General features: G+C 44.7%; 20 protein-coding genes. 6 read left to right on the top strand and 14 right to left on the bottom strand.

Annotated elements, in window-relative coordinates; translation table 11 throughout:
- Window positions 1-61 precede the first annotated feature (61 nt).
- The 3 genes from G6R11_RS05600 to G6R11_RS05590 form a co-directional block, all read right to left on the bottom strand.
- On the bottom strand, window positions 62-544 hold the full coding sequence (locus G6R11_RS05600) for a DUF2390 domain-containing protein (RefSeq protein WP_163132105.1): 483 nt from the start codon (window positions 542-544) through the stop codon (window positions 62-64).
- 217 nt (window positions 545-761) lie between these two features.
- On the bottom strand, window positions 762-974 hold the full coding sequence (locus tag G6R11_RS05595) for a cold-shock protein (RefSeq protein ID WP_163132104.1): 213 nt from the start codon (window positions 972-974) through the stop codon (window positions 762-764).
- A gap of 275 nt (window positions 975-1,249) precedes the next feature.
- Entirely contained in the window at window positions 1,250-1,507 is a 258-nt protein-coding gene (locus G6R11_RS05590; protein WP_163132103.1) for a DUF3820 family protein, read from the bottom strand.
- A gap of 87 nt (window positions 1,508-1,594) precedes the next feature.
- Here G6R11_RS05590 and G6R11_RS05585 point away from each other — a divergent pair, with 87 nt between their 5' ends.
- A complete protein-coding gene (locus G6R11_RS05585) occupies window positions 1,595-1,876 on the top strand; it encodes a pyrimidine/purine nucleoside phosphorylase (protein ID WP_163132102.1) in 282 nt (93 codons plus the stop codon).
- A gap of 6 nt (window positions 1,877-1,882) precedes the next feature.
- Window positions 1,883-2,161, top strand: coding sequence for a hypothetical protein (locus G6R11_RS05580; protein WP_205472613.1), 279 nt, complete (start codon window positions 1,883-1,885; stop codon window positions 2,159-2,161).
- Between the two features lie 7 nt (window positions 2,162-2,168).
- Here G6R11_RS05580 and G6R11_RS05575 read toward each other — a convergent pair whose 3' ends face one another.
- The 4 genes from G6R11_RS05575 to G6R11_RS05560 all read right to left on the bottom strand — a co-directional run bounded on the left by G6R11_RS05575 (window position 2,169) and on the right by G6R11_RS05560 (window position 6,881).
- On the bottom strand, window positions 2,169-2,558 hold the full coding sequence (locus G6R11_RS05575) for a MerR family DNA-binding protein (protein ID WP_163132433.1): 390 nt from the start codon (window positions 2,556-2,558) through the stop codon (window positions 2,169-2,171).
- Between the two features lie 2 nt (window positions 2,559-2,560).
- Window positions 2,561-4,951, bottom strand: a complete 2,391-nt coding sequence (locus tag G6R11_RS05570; protein ID WP_163132101.1) for a heavy metal translocating P-type ATPase — start codon at window positions 4,949-4,951, stop codon at window positions 2,561-2,563.
- Between the two features lie 60 nt (window positions 4,952-5,011).
- Window positions 5,012-6,475: a deoxyribodipyrimidine photo-lyase gene (gene phrB / locus G6R11_RS05565; RefSeq protein WP_163132100.1), complete on the bottom strand. Its 1,464-nt coding sequence runs from the start codon at window positions 6,473-6,475 to the stop codon at window positions 5,012-5,014.
- 70 nt (window positions 6,476-6,545) lie between these two features.
- Complete coding sequence (locus G6R11_RS05560) at window positions 6,546-6,881, bottom strand: helix-turn-helix domain-containing protein (protein ID WP_163132099.1); 336 nt, start codon at window positions 6,879-6,881, stop codon at window positions 6,546-6,548.
- 107 nt (window positions 6,882-6,988) lie between these two features.
- Here G6R11_RS05560 and G6R11_RS05555 point away from each other — a divergent pair, with 107 nt between their 5' ends.
- Window positions 6,989-7,753, top strand: a complete 765-nt coding sequence (locus G6R11_RS05555; protein WP_163132098.1) for an SDR family NAD(P)-dependent oxidoreductase — start codon at window positions 6,989-6,991, stop codon at window positions 7,751-7,753.
- A 28-nt stretch (window positions 7,754-7,781) separates the two neighbouring features.
- On the opposite strand, the gene G6R11_RS05550 is transcribed toward G6R11_RS05555, so the two are convergent.
- The 5 genes from G6R11_RS05550 to G6R11_RS05530 form a co-directional block, all read right to left on the bottom strand.
- On the bottom strand, window positions 7,782-8,165 hold the full coding sequence (locus G6R11_RS05550) for a VOC family protein (RefSeq protein WP_163132097.1): 384 nt from the start codon (window positions 8,163-8,165) through the stop codon (window positions 7,782-7,784).
- A 2-nt stretch (window positions 8,166-8,167) separates the two neighbouring features.
- Window positions 8,168-8,515, bottom strand: a complete 348-nt coding sequence (locus G6R11_RS05545; protein ID WP_163132096.1) for a hypothetical protein — start codon at window positions 8,513-8,515, stop codon at window positions 8,168-8,170.
- A gap of 12 nt (window positions 8,516-8,527) precedes the next feature.
- Window positions 8,528-8,893, bottom strand: a complete 366-nt coding sequence (locus tag G6R11_RS05540) for a hypothetical protein (protein WP_163132095.1) — start codon at window positions 8,891-8,893, stop codon at window positions 8,528-8,530.
- Between the two features lie 81 nt (window positions 8,894-8,974).
- Window positions 8,975-9,202, bottom strand: coding sequence for a DUF333 domain-containing protein (locus G6R11_RS05535; RefSeq protein WP_163132094.1), 228 nt, complete (start codon window positions 9,200-9,202; stop codon window positions 8,975-8,977).
- Between the two features lie 197 nt (window positions 9,203-9,399).
- Complete coding sequence (locus tag G6R11_RS05530; protein WP_163132093.1) at window positions 9,400-9,696, bottom strand: Dabb family protein; 297 nt, start codon at window positions 9,694-9,696, stop codon at window positions 9,400-9,402.
- Between the two features lie 303 nt (window positions 9,697-9,999).
- On the opposite strand from G6R11_RS05530, the gene G6R11_RS05525 reads away from it, so the two are divergent.
- Both G6R11_RS05525 and G6R11_RS05520 read left to right on the top strand, forming a co-directional pair.
- Window positions 10,000-11,250 (top strand): OmpP1/FadL family transporter, encoded by a 1,251-nt coding sequence (locus G6R11_RS05525; protein ID WP_163132092.1) that lies wholly within the window; start codon window positions 10,000-10,002, stop codon window positions 11,248-11,250.
- A gap of 129 nt (window positions 11,251-11,379) precedes the next feature.
- Entirely contained in the window at window positions 11,380-12,087 is a 708-nt protein-coding gene (locus G6R11_RS05520) for an SDR family NAD(P)-dependent oxidoreductase (RefSeq protein ID WP_163132091.1), read from the top strand.
- Between the two features lie 14 nt (window positions 12,088-12,101).
- Here the strand turns inward: G6R11_RS05520 and G6R11_RS05515 are convergent, their stop codons facing one another.
- Window positions 12,102-12,701, bottom strand: a complete 600-nt coding sequence (locus G6R11_RS05515; RefSeq protein ID WP_240352407.1) for a TetR/AcrR family transcriptional regulator — start codon at window positions 12,699-12,701, stop codon at window positions 12,102-12,104.
- A gap of 130 nt (window positions 12,702-12,831) precedes the next feature.
- Between G6R11_RS05515 and G6R11_RS05510 the strand changes: the two genes are divergently transcribed.
- Window positions 12,832-13,482, top strand: a complete 651-nt coding sequence (locus G6R11_RS05510; protein ID WP_163132090.1) for a peroxiredoxin-like family protein — start codon at window positions 12,832-12,834, stop codon at window positions 13,480-13,482.
- Between the two features lie 25 nt (window positions 13,483-13,507).
- Here the strand turns inward: G6R11_RS05510 and G6R11_RS05505 are convergent, their stop codons facing one another.
- Window positions 13,508-14,326, bottom strand: a complete 819-nt coding sequence (locus G6R11_RS05505; RefSeq protein ID WP_163132089.1) for an AraC family transcriptional regulator — start codon at window positions 14,324-14,326, stop codon at window positions 13,508-13,510.
- Between the last annotated feature and the right edge of the window lie 13 nt (window positions 14,327-14,339).

Below are 14,339 nucleotides of genomic sequence, written 5' to 3'. Positions count from 1 at the left end.
AGTGACTGAGTCCATAGTGGCAATTTTCTGGGCTGATACCTCAGCCTAGTTAAGGGCTTAGTTAATGCTGCAACTTGCTGTCCAGAATGGCTAAGTTCATTGTGGCTAAATACTGGGCTGATGCATCAGCCTGATTTAGGTAGTTAGTTAAGGCTACGTCGGCAGTTTGTTGGCCTGGGTGGCGCTGCTGGCTGAGCACTAATAATTGTTGTTGGCGGCGTTCAAGCTTAAGTTCGTGTTTAAGTAACAGCTGGTATTGAGTTTCACTGAGGTAGAGCTTCATCTTTTTGCGATGGCGGCGGAACTCGGTAATTTTCTGTTCGCTATGTTTAATTTGGGTGAGCAATAACTCTAAATTAACTGTCCAGCGTTGCTGTTGGCAAAAGCTCAACCACAGCAGTAAGTTTACGTTACGGGTGTGTTGCTCTTGTAACCATAAACACAGCTTCTTCACTTCAGGTCTTGAATAAACCTGTTCCGAATAATGCCAAAAACTATCGGCAATAGTTTGCATTTCTGGCACCAAACAAGATTTTGAAATCACGGTCTAATCTATCCTTATTTAATGAATAAGGTCGAAATGGATCGCCCTACACAGACCTGAACAGCTAAAAAATCTTTCAACTTTTGCACCGGATTAGATTAACAAAGCAGCTAACTCGCTGACAACACTATAAGTATTCAACCTTAGTCGTATGTGTAAACAAAAAAAAACGCTATCTAAGTGATAGCGTTTTAACTGAAACAGACAACTGCGTGAATTAAAGGGCAGTTACGTTTTCAGCTTGCGGGCCTTTTTGGCCTTGAACAACATCAAACGTTACCGATTGACCTTCAGTTAAGGTACGGCGACCGTTACCGTTGATAGCGCGAAAGTGAACAAAAACGTCCGGACCTTTCTCTTGTGCAATAAAACCAAAACCTTTTTCATCGTTGAACCATTTTACGGTTCCTGATAATCCCTGACCTGACATTATCGTCCTCTCATATTTCAAGTGCAATTTAACGTATTTGCTAGGCAAGCCAGCGACAAAAATTTAACCACACCTAAATAACTTAGAACCAGGAAAAACTTTGGACTATCAACAAGCATTGCTAAAGCGTTTTACATTCTCTACTAAATACTCAATAAGATCAGCCCTCAACCATCAATAAACTGTTAAATTTTGATTAAAGTTCTGAACAAAAGCATTTAGAATTAACACGCTAGCAAAGAGATGAACGAAAAACAACCAGTTGGCAATTAAAGTTATTGATGTTTTGTATCAATAAGTGGCCAGATGATTTTTTCTAAGCCAGCTATTTGAATTTCAAGGGCTAATGCCATTAATTGACCAAGCTCCCCTTTAGGAAAACCATCGTTATTAACAAACCAGAGTAAGTATTCTTCAGGTAGGCGAATAATCTCCCGGCCTGCATATTTACCAAATGGCATTTTATGACGCGCTACCTTAAGCAATAAGGTTTTATCAAAAGGCTCATTTGCCGATAAGGACTGTTCATTCATTGTGCAAATAACTCATTAGTCGATCCAAATATCCTAACATTATGCTAGCCTGCGCTTTCGCACAATCGATTCAGACAAGGAAATATGATGTTAAAGAGTAATGAATACTTTGACGGACAAGTGAAATCAATCGGATTCTCCGGTAAAGAGAAGCCATCTTCTGTTGGTGTAATGGCAGTAGGTGAATACGAGTTTGGCACTGCTGAGCCAGAACTAATGGTTGTAGTAGCTGGCGAATTGATTGTTAAACTGCCTGGTGAAACTGAGTGGAACAGCTATAAAGATGGCGACAAGTTCAACGTACCTGGCAATGCAAAGTTTCAACTAAAAGTGCCAACAGAAACCGCCTACCTATGTGTTTACGGCTAAGCTAACATGCTGAAAAAAGATCCAGAAAGCTTACTAAAAAAACGCCCTGCACTAATACATTCAGAAAATGTAAAAGTGGCGTCACATGTGCAGCGTGAGGAAGGAGACTGGATCTTACATACCCTAATGATCGCGGGCTACGATGTGCCTTTTATCTATAAACGTAAGCAACGCTACCAAGATCTAAAAGGCGCTCGGGTAAACCTAAGTTACTACCCAAGCCAGCAGCTGCGTGCAGGCTTCGAGTTTGAGATAATGAAGGTGGTGAGGCTGCGCCGCAGCTAAACAAACACTATCTCTCCGCTAAGCCATCAATAATTGGGCAGTCGGGGCGAGCATCGCCATGACAACAATCCACCATTTTGGCTAAGCTATGCTGCAACTGTTGAAGTTGCTCAATGCGTTGCTCTATCTCGCTAAGATGTTCAATCGCGATGTGCTTTACTTCGCTGGCGCTACGCTGCTTATCTACGTACAAAGACAACAATTGTTGACTCTGGCTTAAGCTAAACCCAAGCTCCCTGCAATTACCTAAAAAACGTAAATGCCTTATTTGCAGCTCATTGTAATAGCGATAGCCATTTGCTGCTTTCAGCGCTTCAACTAAACCGACGTCGTGGTAATAACGTACTGTTTTTATCGACAAACCGCTAAGCTTGGCCGCTTCACCAATTTTGATCATCACTAAACGTCCTTTTCACCGAGAGTAATTGGACTTTTCCAGTAATTAAGTCTCACCGCATTGCTCACGACACACACCGAACTTAAGGCCATCGCCGCGCCAGCAAAAGCGGGATTGAGTAAACCCATTGCCGCAATGGGGATTCCAATAAGGTTGTAGATAAAAGCCCAAAACAAGTTTTGCTGCAGTGTTCGCCAGGTTTGTTTCGCTAAGGCAATCGCCTGTGCAATCAACAAAGGATCGTCTCTCATTAACACTATATCGGCACTATTTAGGGCGATATCGCTACCGCCTCCCATGGCAATGCCAACATCGGCCTTAGCCAAAGCAGGTGCATCATTAACACCGTCACCCAGCATCATTATTACGTAATCTTGCGCTTGCATCTGACTAACTTGCGCCAACTTTTGCTCGGGTAGCAACTCGCCTTGCCAATGCGGAATCGCTACTTGCTTAGCAAAATCCTGAGTCACCGGTTTAGCATCACCACTGAGCAAATGCGTGTTTAAGGCCAAGCTTTGCAAGGCCTTTACCGCAGCTTTAGCATTGCTTCGCATTTCATCTTTAAAGGCCAGCACGCCCAATACTTGCTGTTGATTTGCCACATAAACAGTGGTGAAGCCTTCAGCTAGCCATTGCTCGGCATTAGACTGCAATTGAGGCGATAAAGCTTGCTCGATGCTGTTTTCTACACGCTGCTCTATAAGGCTAAGATTGCCGAGATAGAAGATTGAATCAGCTTCATCATCGAGGCGGAGTTGAGCTTCTATGCCTAAACCCGGATAACTATTAAAGTAATTTAATGGCGCTAGAGGAAGGGATTCTGCAGCGGTTAACATAGCGCTCGCCAAAGGATGCTGGCTTCCTTGTTGAGCACTCGCCGCCAAGCGAATTAATTCCTGTTGGCTAATATTATCGCTAACTGCAAGTTTGACTAAACTAGGCTTACCTTGCGTTAAGGTTCCGGTTTTATCAAACACCACATCGCTAACCTTATGGCTAAGCTCAAGCGCTTGAATGTTGCGATACAAAATCCCCAACTTTGCTCCGCGTCCGGTGCCGGCGACTAAGGCGGTAGGGGTTGCTAAGCCCAGCGCGCAAGGACAAGCAATCACCAGCACCGACACTGCAGCAATCAGCCCTTGATTAACATCGCCCAAAGCCGTCCAGACTAACAAGGTTGCTAAGGCGATTAGCAATACTATTGGAACAAAATAGTGGCTTATTTTATCCACCAAACCTTGTATCGGCGCTTTACCAGATTGAGCTTCACTCACTAATTGGATAATTTTACTCAAAGTACTATCTTGGTTTTCTGCCGTGACTTTCACTTGCAATAAACCCGAGCCATTTAAACTGCCAGCAAGTACCGAGTCATTAAGCGATTTCTCTAAAGGAACGCTTTCGCCGGTGATAACAGCTTCTGATACCTCGCTACTGCCCCAGCTAACTTGACCGTCTGCGGCAATTTGTTCGCCCGGCTTAACCAAAATCACATCACCAATGCGCAAGTCTGCGACATCGACTTCTTCGCTCAGCCCTTGTTGGTTAACTCGTAAGGCGCGTTGCGGGCTAAGGTTTACCAACTCGGCAATGCTTTTTGCAGCCCGTTGCTTGGCTCGCTCTTCTAAATATTTACCCAGCAAAATAAGCGTAATGATCACTGCTGCGGCTTCAAAGTATAAATGCCCCACCAGCCCACTCATCCACAGGTAAATACTATAAAAATAGGCGGTACTTGTGCCCAATACCACTAAGGTATCCATGGTGCTACTGCCCTGTTTTAACGCTTGAAATGCCCCACGGTAAAAGGGCTTAGCGATAAAAAACTGTACCGGAGTAGCGAGTAAAAACTGCCACAAGGCAGGCACAGTAAAGCTACTCACTAGCATTGGCAGCACCAAGGGGAAAGATAAAGCCATGCTCAACAATAAACGCCAAGGTAAAGAGGTAGCTGGAGGATTGCTTGAGTTTGTAGCGCTTTGCTTAAGGGTGAAACCATTGCTTGTTAAAGCTTGCTTCACTTGAGCGAGGTCTTGAGCATCGGGCAATAGCTCAAAACTAACTTGGTTTAAGGCGAGATTAACATTGACCTTATCGATGCCTTCAAGCTTGGCTAAGGCATTTTCCAGCTTACTCACACAACTCGCACAGTTTAGGCCTTCTATTTGCCAACAATGACGCACAAAGGGAATATCAAAACCCTGCTCAGCTAATAGCTGACGAAGCTTGGGTAACAATGCAGGAGTCGCACTATCTAAGCGAACTTGGTTGAGGGCCAAGTTAACCGAGACTTCAGACACACCTTGCTGCCCAGACAGGAGCTTTTCAACCTTGCCAACACAGCCGGCACAACGTAAGCCACGTAAGGGGAAAACCAAAGTTTGAGTCATTTGCTACTCCACAGGCATTAGCACTTGGAGTACAGTGTAAACCTTCCCGCAAGGGGAAGGTCAAGCGGTGTTTTTAGCTTTCTCGGCGCTTTTTGCCTGTTCAAATAAGTGCAGCGCTTGTTTGCGTTGCTGGCCGTGGTCAACTATTGGCAAGGGGTAGTTTATCAACAAGCCATTCTTTTCGGCCCAGGTATGCGGGGTGTGAGCATGTTTACCGGGAACTTGCGCTAACTCAGGAAGCCAAGCCCGCACAAATTCGCCCTCAGGATCAAAACGCTGGGCCTGAGTGGTGGGGTTAAAAATACGAAAGTAGGGTTGCGCATCGGTGCCGGTTGACGCCGCCCATTGCCAGCCGCCGTTATTCGAGGCAAAGTCTCCGTCGATGAGATGCTGCAAAAACCAGCGCTCACCTTCGCGCCAATCAATCAGTAAGTCTTTGCTTAAAAAGCTGGCCACCACCATCCGCAGGCGATTGTGCATCCAGCCCGTTTGCTTAAGTTGCTGCATCGCAGCATCTACTATCGGGTAACCCGTTTGGCCTTGCTGCCAAGCTTCAAGTAAGGCCTTATCGCTTTGCCAAGCTACAGACTCGGTCCATCCTAGGTAGGCCTCTCCTTTACATAATCGAGGGTTAGCAGCGATTAAATGACGGTAAAATTCGCGCCAAATAATTTCGCTCAACCAAGTAAACGCACCGCCTTGTTGCGAAGCAATATCCTCAGCATGCTCCAAATAAAGCCTAGCTAAACATTGGCGTGCCGATAACATTCCCAAGGCCAAGTAAGGCGACAAACCACTAGTAGCATCAAGTGCTGGAATATCGCGGTGTTCTTTGTAATCGCTAGCCTTGCTTGCACTAAAATCTCGTAATTGCTGAATGATTTTTTGGTCATCGCTAGCCCAAGCATTACTATCCTCTCGCGGGTAAGAGCAGCCTATCTCTGGCGGCTGCTCAAGCAGCTGCATGAGAGGCTGAGAGATTAAGCTTTTATTTACCGCAGCAGGCGAACCTAAGGGGCTAAAAGACTGCTCAGTTAAGCTAGCCAACCATGCCTTACGAAAAGGTGTAAACACCTTAAAGTTCTCGCCACTTTTAGTGAGTACGCAACCAGGCTTCACCACACACTCTCCGTGGTGACGATTAAAGCTAATCGCTTGCTGGTTAAGCAGGTGCTCCACTGCTTCATCGCGCACTTGCTCGTTTAACTCATATTGATAATGGCAATGTACATCGGTAATTTGATGTTGTTGGCACAAGCCTAACAAATACTCTGGTACCTGTTTAAAACTAGCCAACTCAGCCACTACCAAGGGAATGTTAAGCAGCGCTAGATCTTGTTGAAGCTGAACTAAGCGACGCACGATTAAATCTGCCTGGATAGGCGCTAAGTGATGTTGCTGCCATTGCTTGGTGCACAAGGTATATACCGCCAATACAGCATCACCACTTTGTACTGCAGTACTTAAGGCTTGATTATCTTTCGTGCGTAAATCGTTTCTAAACCAGAGAAGTTGTGTGCTCATTGCTTGCCTTAACAAATCTTTTCAACCTAGGTTTAACGCAGCTAAAAGCTAAAACGATCAACCAATTATGCTATTGAGCGAGCTCTTGCTGTAGCTCTTCTAGCTGCTCCAAAATACGTAAGAACTTGTCGCCAAATTCGGTAACTTGATATTCCACCCGAGGAGGAACCTCTGGATACTCGATACGCCGCAAAATCCCAAACTCTAAGTTTTTGCGCAAACATTCGTTAAGCACCTTAGTAGATAAACCCTCTACATTGCGCACCATTTCTCCTGGTCGATTAATTCCATTAGCTAATAATTGATACACCGTTAGTGACCATTTACAGCCATAAATGGTTTCAACCATGCGCGCACTACGCTCAGGAGCTGATTTTCGTGAAAATAATAACTCGTTATTTTTCATTAAGATGTACTCAAAAGTACCTACGGTACGAATTTGTGCCTACTTTTCTTGGTAGTTAAATGTTCCATAAGATGGACTGGAACTCAAACACTTATCAAGGATTTAGCATGACCCAGCCAACTCAGTCTTACAGTTTAATTATTGGTGGTTCTAGCGGCATTGGCTACGCCACAGCGAAACAACTTTTAGAACAAGGTAAAGCGGTAATTATTGTTGGTCGTTCGAAGCAGAAGCTCGCCGATGCCAAACAACAATTGTCAGATCTGGGGGAGCTTATTACTTGGCAGTGTGATTTGTACCAAGCTGAGCAAGTGAGCCAATTACAACAAACGATTGCTGACTACGCGCCAATAAACCAACTAGTCAATGCTGCCGGCTACTTCAAGCCAACGGCATTTTTAGAACACAGCGAAAGCGACTATCTGCAATACATGCAATTGAACCAAGCGCTATTTTTCATTACCCAAGCTGTTGCGCAAAATATGATTAAGCATCAGGGTGGCAGTATCGTCAACATAGGCTCGATGTGGGCCCACCAAGCGGTTAAAGCCACACCGTCATCAGCCTACTCTATGGCTAAAGCAGGTTTGCATGCGCTAACCCAACACTTAGCAATGGAGCTAGCCGAATATGATATTCGAGTAAATGCGGTAGCACCTGCGGTAGTAAAAACGCCGATCTACCAAGCCTTTATTGAACCAGAAGCACTAGATGAAAGCTTAGCTGGCTTCGATGGCTTTCACCCTATCGGTAGAATTGGCCAAGTAGCTGATGTTGCCAATACCGTGAGCTTTTTACTGAGTGATAAAGCCGATTGGGTTACCGGCGCGGTGTGGAATGTAGATGGCGGAGTAATGGCTGGTCGAAACTAGCACAGTAGTCATAGTGCTTAAAACACAGTTATTGCTGATACAGCTCCAGCGGTAAGCCATCTGGGTCACTAAAAAAGGTGAACTGTTTGCCGGTGTAGGGATCAACTCGCACCGGCTCTACCTTAATTCCTTTAGCGCTTAATAGGGCAACGCTTTGTTCAACATCTTCCACCGCAAATGCCAGGTGTCGCAAGCCTTGTGCTTCTGGGTAGCTTGGTCTTGTAGGAGCATCGGCAAAAGAAAATAGTTCAACTTGCTCACCACTAGGCAAGGCTAAATCTAATTTGTAGGAGTCGCGCTGCTCACGGTAATGTTCGGCGACAACCTCAAGGCCTAGCAATTCACAATAAAAGTGTTTTGAACGGCCGTAGTCAGAGCAGATAATCGCCACATGATGAAATGCCTTAAACATTGTTACTCCTCTGCCGTTTCAGGCTCAGCATGTTGCCAAAAGAAAGCGCTCAATCCCGATAAAGACATAGTAAGCATTAAGCCCGCCATCAGCCAATTACTTGGCGACAAATGAAAGCTGCCACCAACGGTTGCTGCTAACATTAGCAACGCCAAACCTAACAGCGCTAATACTCCGCCAATTCTAGCCAACAATATGGCTATATAGTCAAAGGCTTTAATGTACAAAGATAAGCTAACAAATGCTGCAAGAGCCAAAAATAACAAAGGCCACCAGCTCAAACCAAAAACCAGCAAACTGCTTAAACAGGTAACAGCGGTACAAACAGAAAAAATCAAACGCGCTAGCAAAGCTAAAGTCCTTTATTGCTGAGGGGATGCATGACAACTGGGCGGTACCCTAAGCTGCCAATCTAGTATCTTATCTAAACGCAGCACTGCGGGATAGTCTTGGGCGTAACCGTCGGTGGCGGCAGGAAGAAGCTTAGCTTCGGTTTGAACATAAATGGCTTGATAAGGCTGGGTAATGTTGCTTTGGTAAAACTCCAGTAGGTCGGCAACCACCTCTTCATCTGCTTGCCACCAAAGAGCAGAGCGACCACAAGGAATAAACTCCCTTACTTCATGACCATATACAAAATGGCCGCTGTAAACATCGGGTTTTTCTTTGCAAGCGCTAAGGCTGTACAAACCACCCACAAGCACTAATATTGCACTTAGCTTTATCATTACTAAACCTGCACACAACCAGCCATATCAGCGAGTATCAATCATCATAAGACAATTAGCTAACAGCAAAAACAGTGGTACTTACTCTAAGCTGGCGCGGTAAAAGTCCCACTGCTCTACCACTCGCCCATCAGCAAAGTGACAATACCCTACTTCACCATCGGCGGTTTTCTTAATTTGCGGATCTCCACCTTGCTCTACACAATATACTGCAGCAGGATTAGCCATACTTACTGAGGCAGAATCTTCTTGCTCAGATCCACAAGCTACCAAACCGGCCATCAACAAGCCGCTTACTACCATTCTCATTTGCAAACTAAGCCTCATACAACAACGCATTAACTAGCTAGCGCTAGCGACACCTTATGTGTTTGTTTTCAATATCAAGCATAATTGATTAAAAACACAGCAACAAGCTAATCGATGCTGGTAAGACCTAAAACCATTAATTATTACAATTGAGTAGCGAAACAGTGTTTACCAAAGCTTAGTATTTATCCGCGGGATTATAGGGTGTAGTCAAATACAATGATGTCTTCAAGCAGGGGGATAAATTGCTGTTTTAGCTTTTCGTGTTCTGGGTGAGGTAAATAACTTTGCCTAGCGGCCTCGTCAGAAAAGCTCATTAATACACTGTATTGATAATCTTTATTTAACCCCTCTGGGCTATCGTTTTTGCCCCACTCTACACTTAGCACCCCACTGATTTTATTCGGTATATCTAGAAAGTTTTGTTGCGCCTGTTGAATGCTCGTTTCACTAGCATCTGCCTTAAATTTGATAAGTAAAATATGGCGTATCACGATTTGCTCCTGTGTATTTAGCTCTCATTTTGTGAAATTAATTATCGTCTATCCCATTGTAAGTCAATTGAGGGTAGCAAGTGTTCAGATACCGATTTACAAAATTATTCACTATAAACCATACGCTTAGCTAGCTTCAGCTAGATAAGATAGTTGGTTTTAACAAATTCAACATTAGAATATTTGCTCTGGTCGGAGTTGTGGAGGACTGATCACTTGCCTAAGATGCGCAAAATATTACAAAAATAAAACAAATCAGTTACGCCTTGCGAACTGAAACACCCATTCTAGAGATAAGAAGTTATGGATAAACGTAAACTAAGTCTAATTGCAATTAGTGTCTCACTACTTTCTAGCCAAAGCTTAGCGGCTGGTTTTCAACTCAATAGCCAATCAGCCACCGGTATTGGTCGTGCTTTCTCTGGTGACGCAGTTATCGCCGATAATGCATCAGTGTTATCTCGTAACCCAGCTGCCATGGCAATGTTCGACCAAAAAGCCCTATCTTTAGGTTTAACTTACGCTGACGTAGATGTAACAATTAAAGATGTTAGCGCCCTTGGTGGAACGATTAATTACGGCAGTGAATCCGATGCTGCCGATAACAAAGTTATTCCTAACATCTACTACATCCACCCAATCAATGACTCGTTTGCCGTGGGTGTAGGCGCATTTTCGAATTTTGGTACAGGTACTAATATTAGCTCGCTAAATAATAGCGGCAAAACTGTAACGCCTGTAGACTTGTTTGGCGAAACCGAAATCATTACTTCTAACTTCAACGCCAGTGTGTCTTATCGGATTAACCAACAATTTAGCATTGGTGCCGGTGTGGATTTCATTTACGGTGAGGGTAAATTGAAACGCCAAGGCGAAATTTTTGGGGAACCAGTAAACTCAGGTCAATCTACATTGGTTGACGTAGAGGCAGATGGTTGGGCGATTGGTGGCATCGTGGGTGCTACATACGAAATCAACGATAAAAACCGTTTAGGTATGAGCTACCGAGTTAGCCCAACCTTCAAAGCTAGCGGTAAAGTTGACTATGGCTTTCCGGTAAGCAGCAGCTACGATGAAATTCATATTCCACTACCAAACATTTTCCAGATTGCCGGTTATCATGAGTTAAACCCAAGCTGGGCGGTTCACTATACTGCACAGCATACCAGTTGGGGTGATTTTGAACATATTATCGCAACTGGCTCAAACCCTGATGCCACAGTTAAAAGCTACCAGTGGAAAAATTCTTGGTTATTTAGCGTAGGTGGTACCTACACTATCAACCAAAACTGGACAGCCCGCGCAGGTTACATGCACGACAAAGGTGTAGTAGACGAAATTAGTTCACTATCTATTCCTGATTCAGATCGTAACTGGTACACCGCTGGTGCTAGCTACCACTTAAACAAAAACTCAAGCATCGACTTTGGTTTAGCCTTTGTGCGTGGCGAAGATGTTGAAGTACGTGAAACCAGTGCGATTGCCGGAGAAGTAGTTGGCCATACCCGCTCAGACGCTATCTACTACTCTATGCAATACAGCCACTTATTCTAATTTGGCTTTAAGTGGCAGGCTGCGGCCTGCCATTCTCTTCTTCCCCTCCCCGAACACCTAGCTCTATCCAGTAAACTTCTTGTCGCTTAACTACGTAACTCAATAAACTCTTCAACAAAGCTATATAAAATGAACGTTCTGGTGATTGGCGGTAGCGGTGGTATAGGCTTGGCTTTAGTCAAGCAGCTGTTAGAACAACACAACATCCACTCATTAATCGCTACGTGGTGCACTAAACAGCCCACATTTGAGCATCCTAAGCTAAGCTGGCAAAGACTCGACCTTTGTGATGAATCTGCGATTGCAGCAAGCTTAAGCCAGATAGAAAAGCTGGATTGGCTAATTAACTGCGCTGGAGTTCTGCACTCCGAGCACTTAAAGCCCGAAAAGAGCCTAAGCCAATGCCAAGCCGACAGTTTTATGCAAAGCATGCAAATCAACGCTTTGCCCAGCCTGTTACTCGCCAAGCATGCGGCCAAAGCTTTAAAAGGTAGTCAATCTGGAGTTTTCTTAACTATTTCGGCCAAGTTAGCCTCAATTAGCGACAACAAAATCGGTGGTTGGCATAGTTACCGCTGCGCCAAAGCTGCATTGAACATGGCCTTAAAGAATGTATCTATAGAATGGCAACGCACTCACCCTAGGGTTTGTGTAGTGGCTTGGCACCCAGGCACAACCGACACCGCATTGTCCAAACCCTTTCAAGCTAATGTGGCTCCAGAAAAGCTGCTGAGTAGTGAGCACAGTGCCCGTTTACTGCTCAACAAACTGCAGCAACTAAGCCCAGTAGATACCGGCACTTTTTGGTCTTGGGATGGCCAGCAACTAAGCTGGTAAGCGATACAGTAAGTTTAGTGGTTTAAGCTTTGCCAAGGCAGCCAAGCCAGGCCAGCGCGCAAAGCCTGCCGCATCGCCAGCTCACTGCCTGAATGATAGCTATAAACACGAATACCAAATATATGCAGCATAATTGAGCAGGCTTTAGCCTTGGCTTGCTCCTCACCATATATATCGCGCAATCTTGCGGCATACAGACCTTCAATTTGCTTAAGCTGTTCACTAACAAAGGCTTGCAGTGAAGGCTCATCACTTAGCTCTAATTGGCTTTTTACCAAAAAGCAACTGCAGTAATCACTGGCTGCAGATTGAGCAACCATTCCCTCGAGGATCTCGCAAATCCCTAACTCAACAGATTGAGCAGCCGCTAAACTGGCTGCGATTCCCTGTTTAGAGAGTTGTGCATAATGGCTTAAAGATTCTTTAAACAATGCCTCTTTATTACCAAACGCCAAGTAGACACTGCCCGGCTTTAAGCCTGTGTGTTTAAACACTTGCTGCATAGAGGTGGCGTTATAACCTACCCGCCAAAACAAGTTTGCTGATTGCTCTAATACTTGTTCACGCTGAAACTGCATCTTAGCCATGAATTGCTCTGCTCTGCTGTTAGTCACCTTGCCAGTATACCTTGGCATGACTAATTAAACATCTTTTTGAACGTTTATTCAAAATAAACTTGAACAATCATTCAAACACTGCTTGAATGTTCATTCAAGAACTTACTAACACCTCTAAGGAATGACCATGAGTTTACAAACAGAGATCGCCGATTACATTGCTTCTTTTGTGGCTAAAGCCCCATTAGAGGTACAACAACTAATGAAGCAAGCCACTAAAAACCTCGCCGAAAGTGGCATTGCTGCTAAAGCTCCTCAGCAGGGTCAGCAGTTACCAGCATTTTCCCTGCCTAACCAAAGTGGCAAACAGGTAAGCCTTGAAGAATTGCTCAAAGATGGCCCTGCCGTGGTAACCTTTTATCGCGGTGGTTGGTGCCCATACTGCAACCTAGAGTTGCGCGCCTATCAGCAGATTCTGCCACAAATTAAAGCTCTTGGAGCTAGCTTGGTTGCGATCACTCCTGAACTGCCTGACGCATCTTTAACTACCACCGAGAAAAATGACTTAGAGTTTCAGGTACTGTCAGACGAAGGTGCCGAGTACGCTAAAAGCCTAGGCATTGTGTTTGCTTTGCCTGAAGAGCTTCGCCCTATTTACTCATCTTTTGGTATTGAAGTTGAGCAGCACAATGGAGCAGGCCATTTTGATTTACCGCTGGCTGTTACTTACGTGATTGCGCAGGACGGTTCTATTGCCAGCGCCTTTATCGATGCCGATTACACCAAACGCCAAGAGCCGAGTGACTTGTTACCAGTATTGGAATCTTTAAAGAACTAAGCAAAATTAGCGTTACTTAAGTTAACTAAACAAAGAAGCCTTGGTATTGCCTAGGGGTAAGTGCCAAGCGCTTTTTAAAGTTACGTTGAAAATGGCTTTGATCTGCAAAGCCTAAATCCAGAGCAGTATCAGCAATACTGCTTCCTTCACGCAGTAGCGCTTTAGCTCGATTTATTCGCTGATTAAGTTGAAAAGCATGTGGCGACAAACCATAGACTTGCTTGAAGCTTCGCACTAAATGATAACGGCTCAGCCCGGCTACCTCGGCAAGGTCGCTCAAACTTAGCGGGCTATCTAATTGGTCGTGAATGCACTCTTTAACCCTTTTTAGTTGCGGCTTTGCAATACAACGAAGCTCTGCTCGCAATGGATGTTTCCCCACAAACTGCTGCTCTAAAAACGCAATCAATAGGCTTTCTTGCTCCAGAGAATCACTTTCAAAACTGATGCTGTTAAACACCTTATCAAGTAGATGGTAGCTGTGTTGATCACTTAAGTAGTGCTGCTCAAAGGCGCAATAATCGCTGGCAGGACGGGCTAACATCTCTTGTTGTAATTGGCCTATCCAAGCAGTGTCTACAAACAGCATTCGATAAGACCACGCACCCTGCTTAGGATTACAAGAATGCACATCCCCTGGGTTAATGGTTACCGTATGTCCTTGGCTAATATGGTGATGACGCTGCATGTTCTTATAAATTGCTTCGCCGCTATCAATAAGGCCAAAGGAAAACTCATCGTGAGAGTGGCTATGGTAACAAGCTACCGAATGCTCGGCTTGGCGCAACTCAACAAAGGGTAATTGCTTACTTCGCTTTAACAGATGCTTTGCAGTGCTTGTCATAAAGCCTCACCAA

Source organism: Agarivorans sp. Alg241-V36, from assembly GCF_900537085.1.
In the GTDB taxonomy this organism is placed as follows: domain Bacteria; phylum Pseudomonadota; class Gammaproteobacteria; order Enterobacterales; family Celerinatantimonadaceae; genus Agarivorans.
Note: the sequence above shows the minus strand (reverse complement) of the source record. Positions and strands in the feature narration are given on the sequence as shown.

What these genes read in the sequence shown, in the direction of transcription:
- G6R11_RS05595 (WP_163132104.1), bottom strand. Translation starts at nt 974, where the DNA reads ATGTCAGGTCAGGGATTATCAGGAACCGTAAAATGGTTCAACGATGAA.
- G6R11_RS05590 (WP_163132103.1), bottom strand. Translation starts at nt 1,507, where the DNA reads ATGAATGAACAGTCCTTATCGGCAAATGAGCCTTTTGATAAAACCTTA.
- G6R11_RS05585 (WP_163132102.1), top strand. Translation starts at nt 1,595, where the DNA reads ATGTTAAAGAGTAATGAATACTTTGACGGACAAGTGAAATCAATCGGA.
- G6R11_RS05580 (WP_205472613.1), top strand. Translation starts at nt 1,883, where the DNA reads ATGCTGAAAAAAGATCCAGAAAGCTTACTAAAAAAACGCCCTGCACTA.
- G6R11_RS05575 (WP_163132433.1), bottom strand. Translation starts at nt 2,558, where the DNA reads ATGATCAAAATTGGTGAAGCGGCCAAGCTTAGCGGTTTGTCGATAAAA.
- G6R11_RS05570 (WP_163132101.1), bottom strand. Translation starts at nt 4,951, where the DNA reads ATGACTCAAACTTTGGTTTTCCCCTTACGTGGCTTACGTTGTGCCGGC.
- phrB (WP_163132100.1), bottom strand. Translation starts at nt 6,475, where the DNA reads ATGAGCACACAACTTCTCTGGTTTAGAAACGATTTACGCACGAAAGAT.
- G6R11_RS05560 (WP_163132099.1), bottom strand. Translation starts at nt 6,881, where the DNA reads ATGAAAAATAACGAGTTATTATTTTCACGAAAATCAGCTCCTGAGCGT.
- G6R11_RS05555 (WP_163132098.1), top strand. Translation starts at nt 6,989, where the DNA reads ATGACCCAGCCAACTCAGTCTTACAGTTTAATTATTGGTGGTTCTAGC.
- G6R11_RS05550 (WP_163132097.1), bottom strand. Translation starts at nt 8,165, where the DNA reads ATGTTTAAGGCATTTCATCATGTGGCGATTATCTGCTCTGACTACGGC.
- G6R11_RS05540 (WP_163132095.1), bottom strand. Translation starts at nt 8,893, where the DNA reads ATGATAAAGCTAAGTGCAATATTAGTGCTTGTGGGTGGTTTGTACAGC.
- G6R11_RS05535 (WP_163132094.1), bottom strand. Translation starts at nt 9,202, where the DNA reads ATGAGAATGGTAGTAAGCGGCTTGTTGATGGCCGGTTTGGTAGCTTGT.
- G6R11_RS05525 (WP_163132092.1), top strand. Translation starts at nt 10,000, where the DNA reads ATGGATAAACGTAAACTAAGTCTAATTGCAATTAGTGTCTCACTACTT.
- G6R11_RS05520 (WP_163132091.1), top strand. Translation starts at nt 11,380, where the DNA reads ATGAACGTTCTGGTGATTGGCGGTAGCGGTGGTATAGGCTTGGCTTTA.
- G6R11_RS05510 (WP_163132090.1), top strand. Translation starts at nt 12,832, where the DNA reads ATGAGTTTACAAACAGAGATCGCCGATTACATTGCTTCTTTTGTGGCT.
- G6R11_RS05505 (WP_163132089.1), bottom strand. Translation starts at nt 14,326, where the DNA reads ATGACAAGCACTGCAAAGCATCTGTTAAAGCGAAGTAAGCAATTACCC.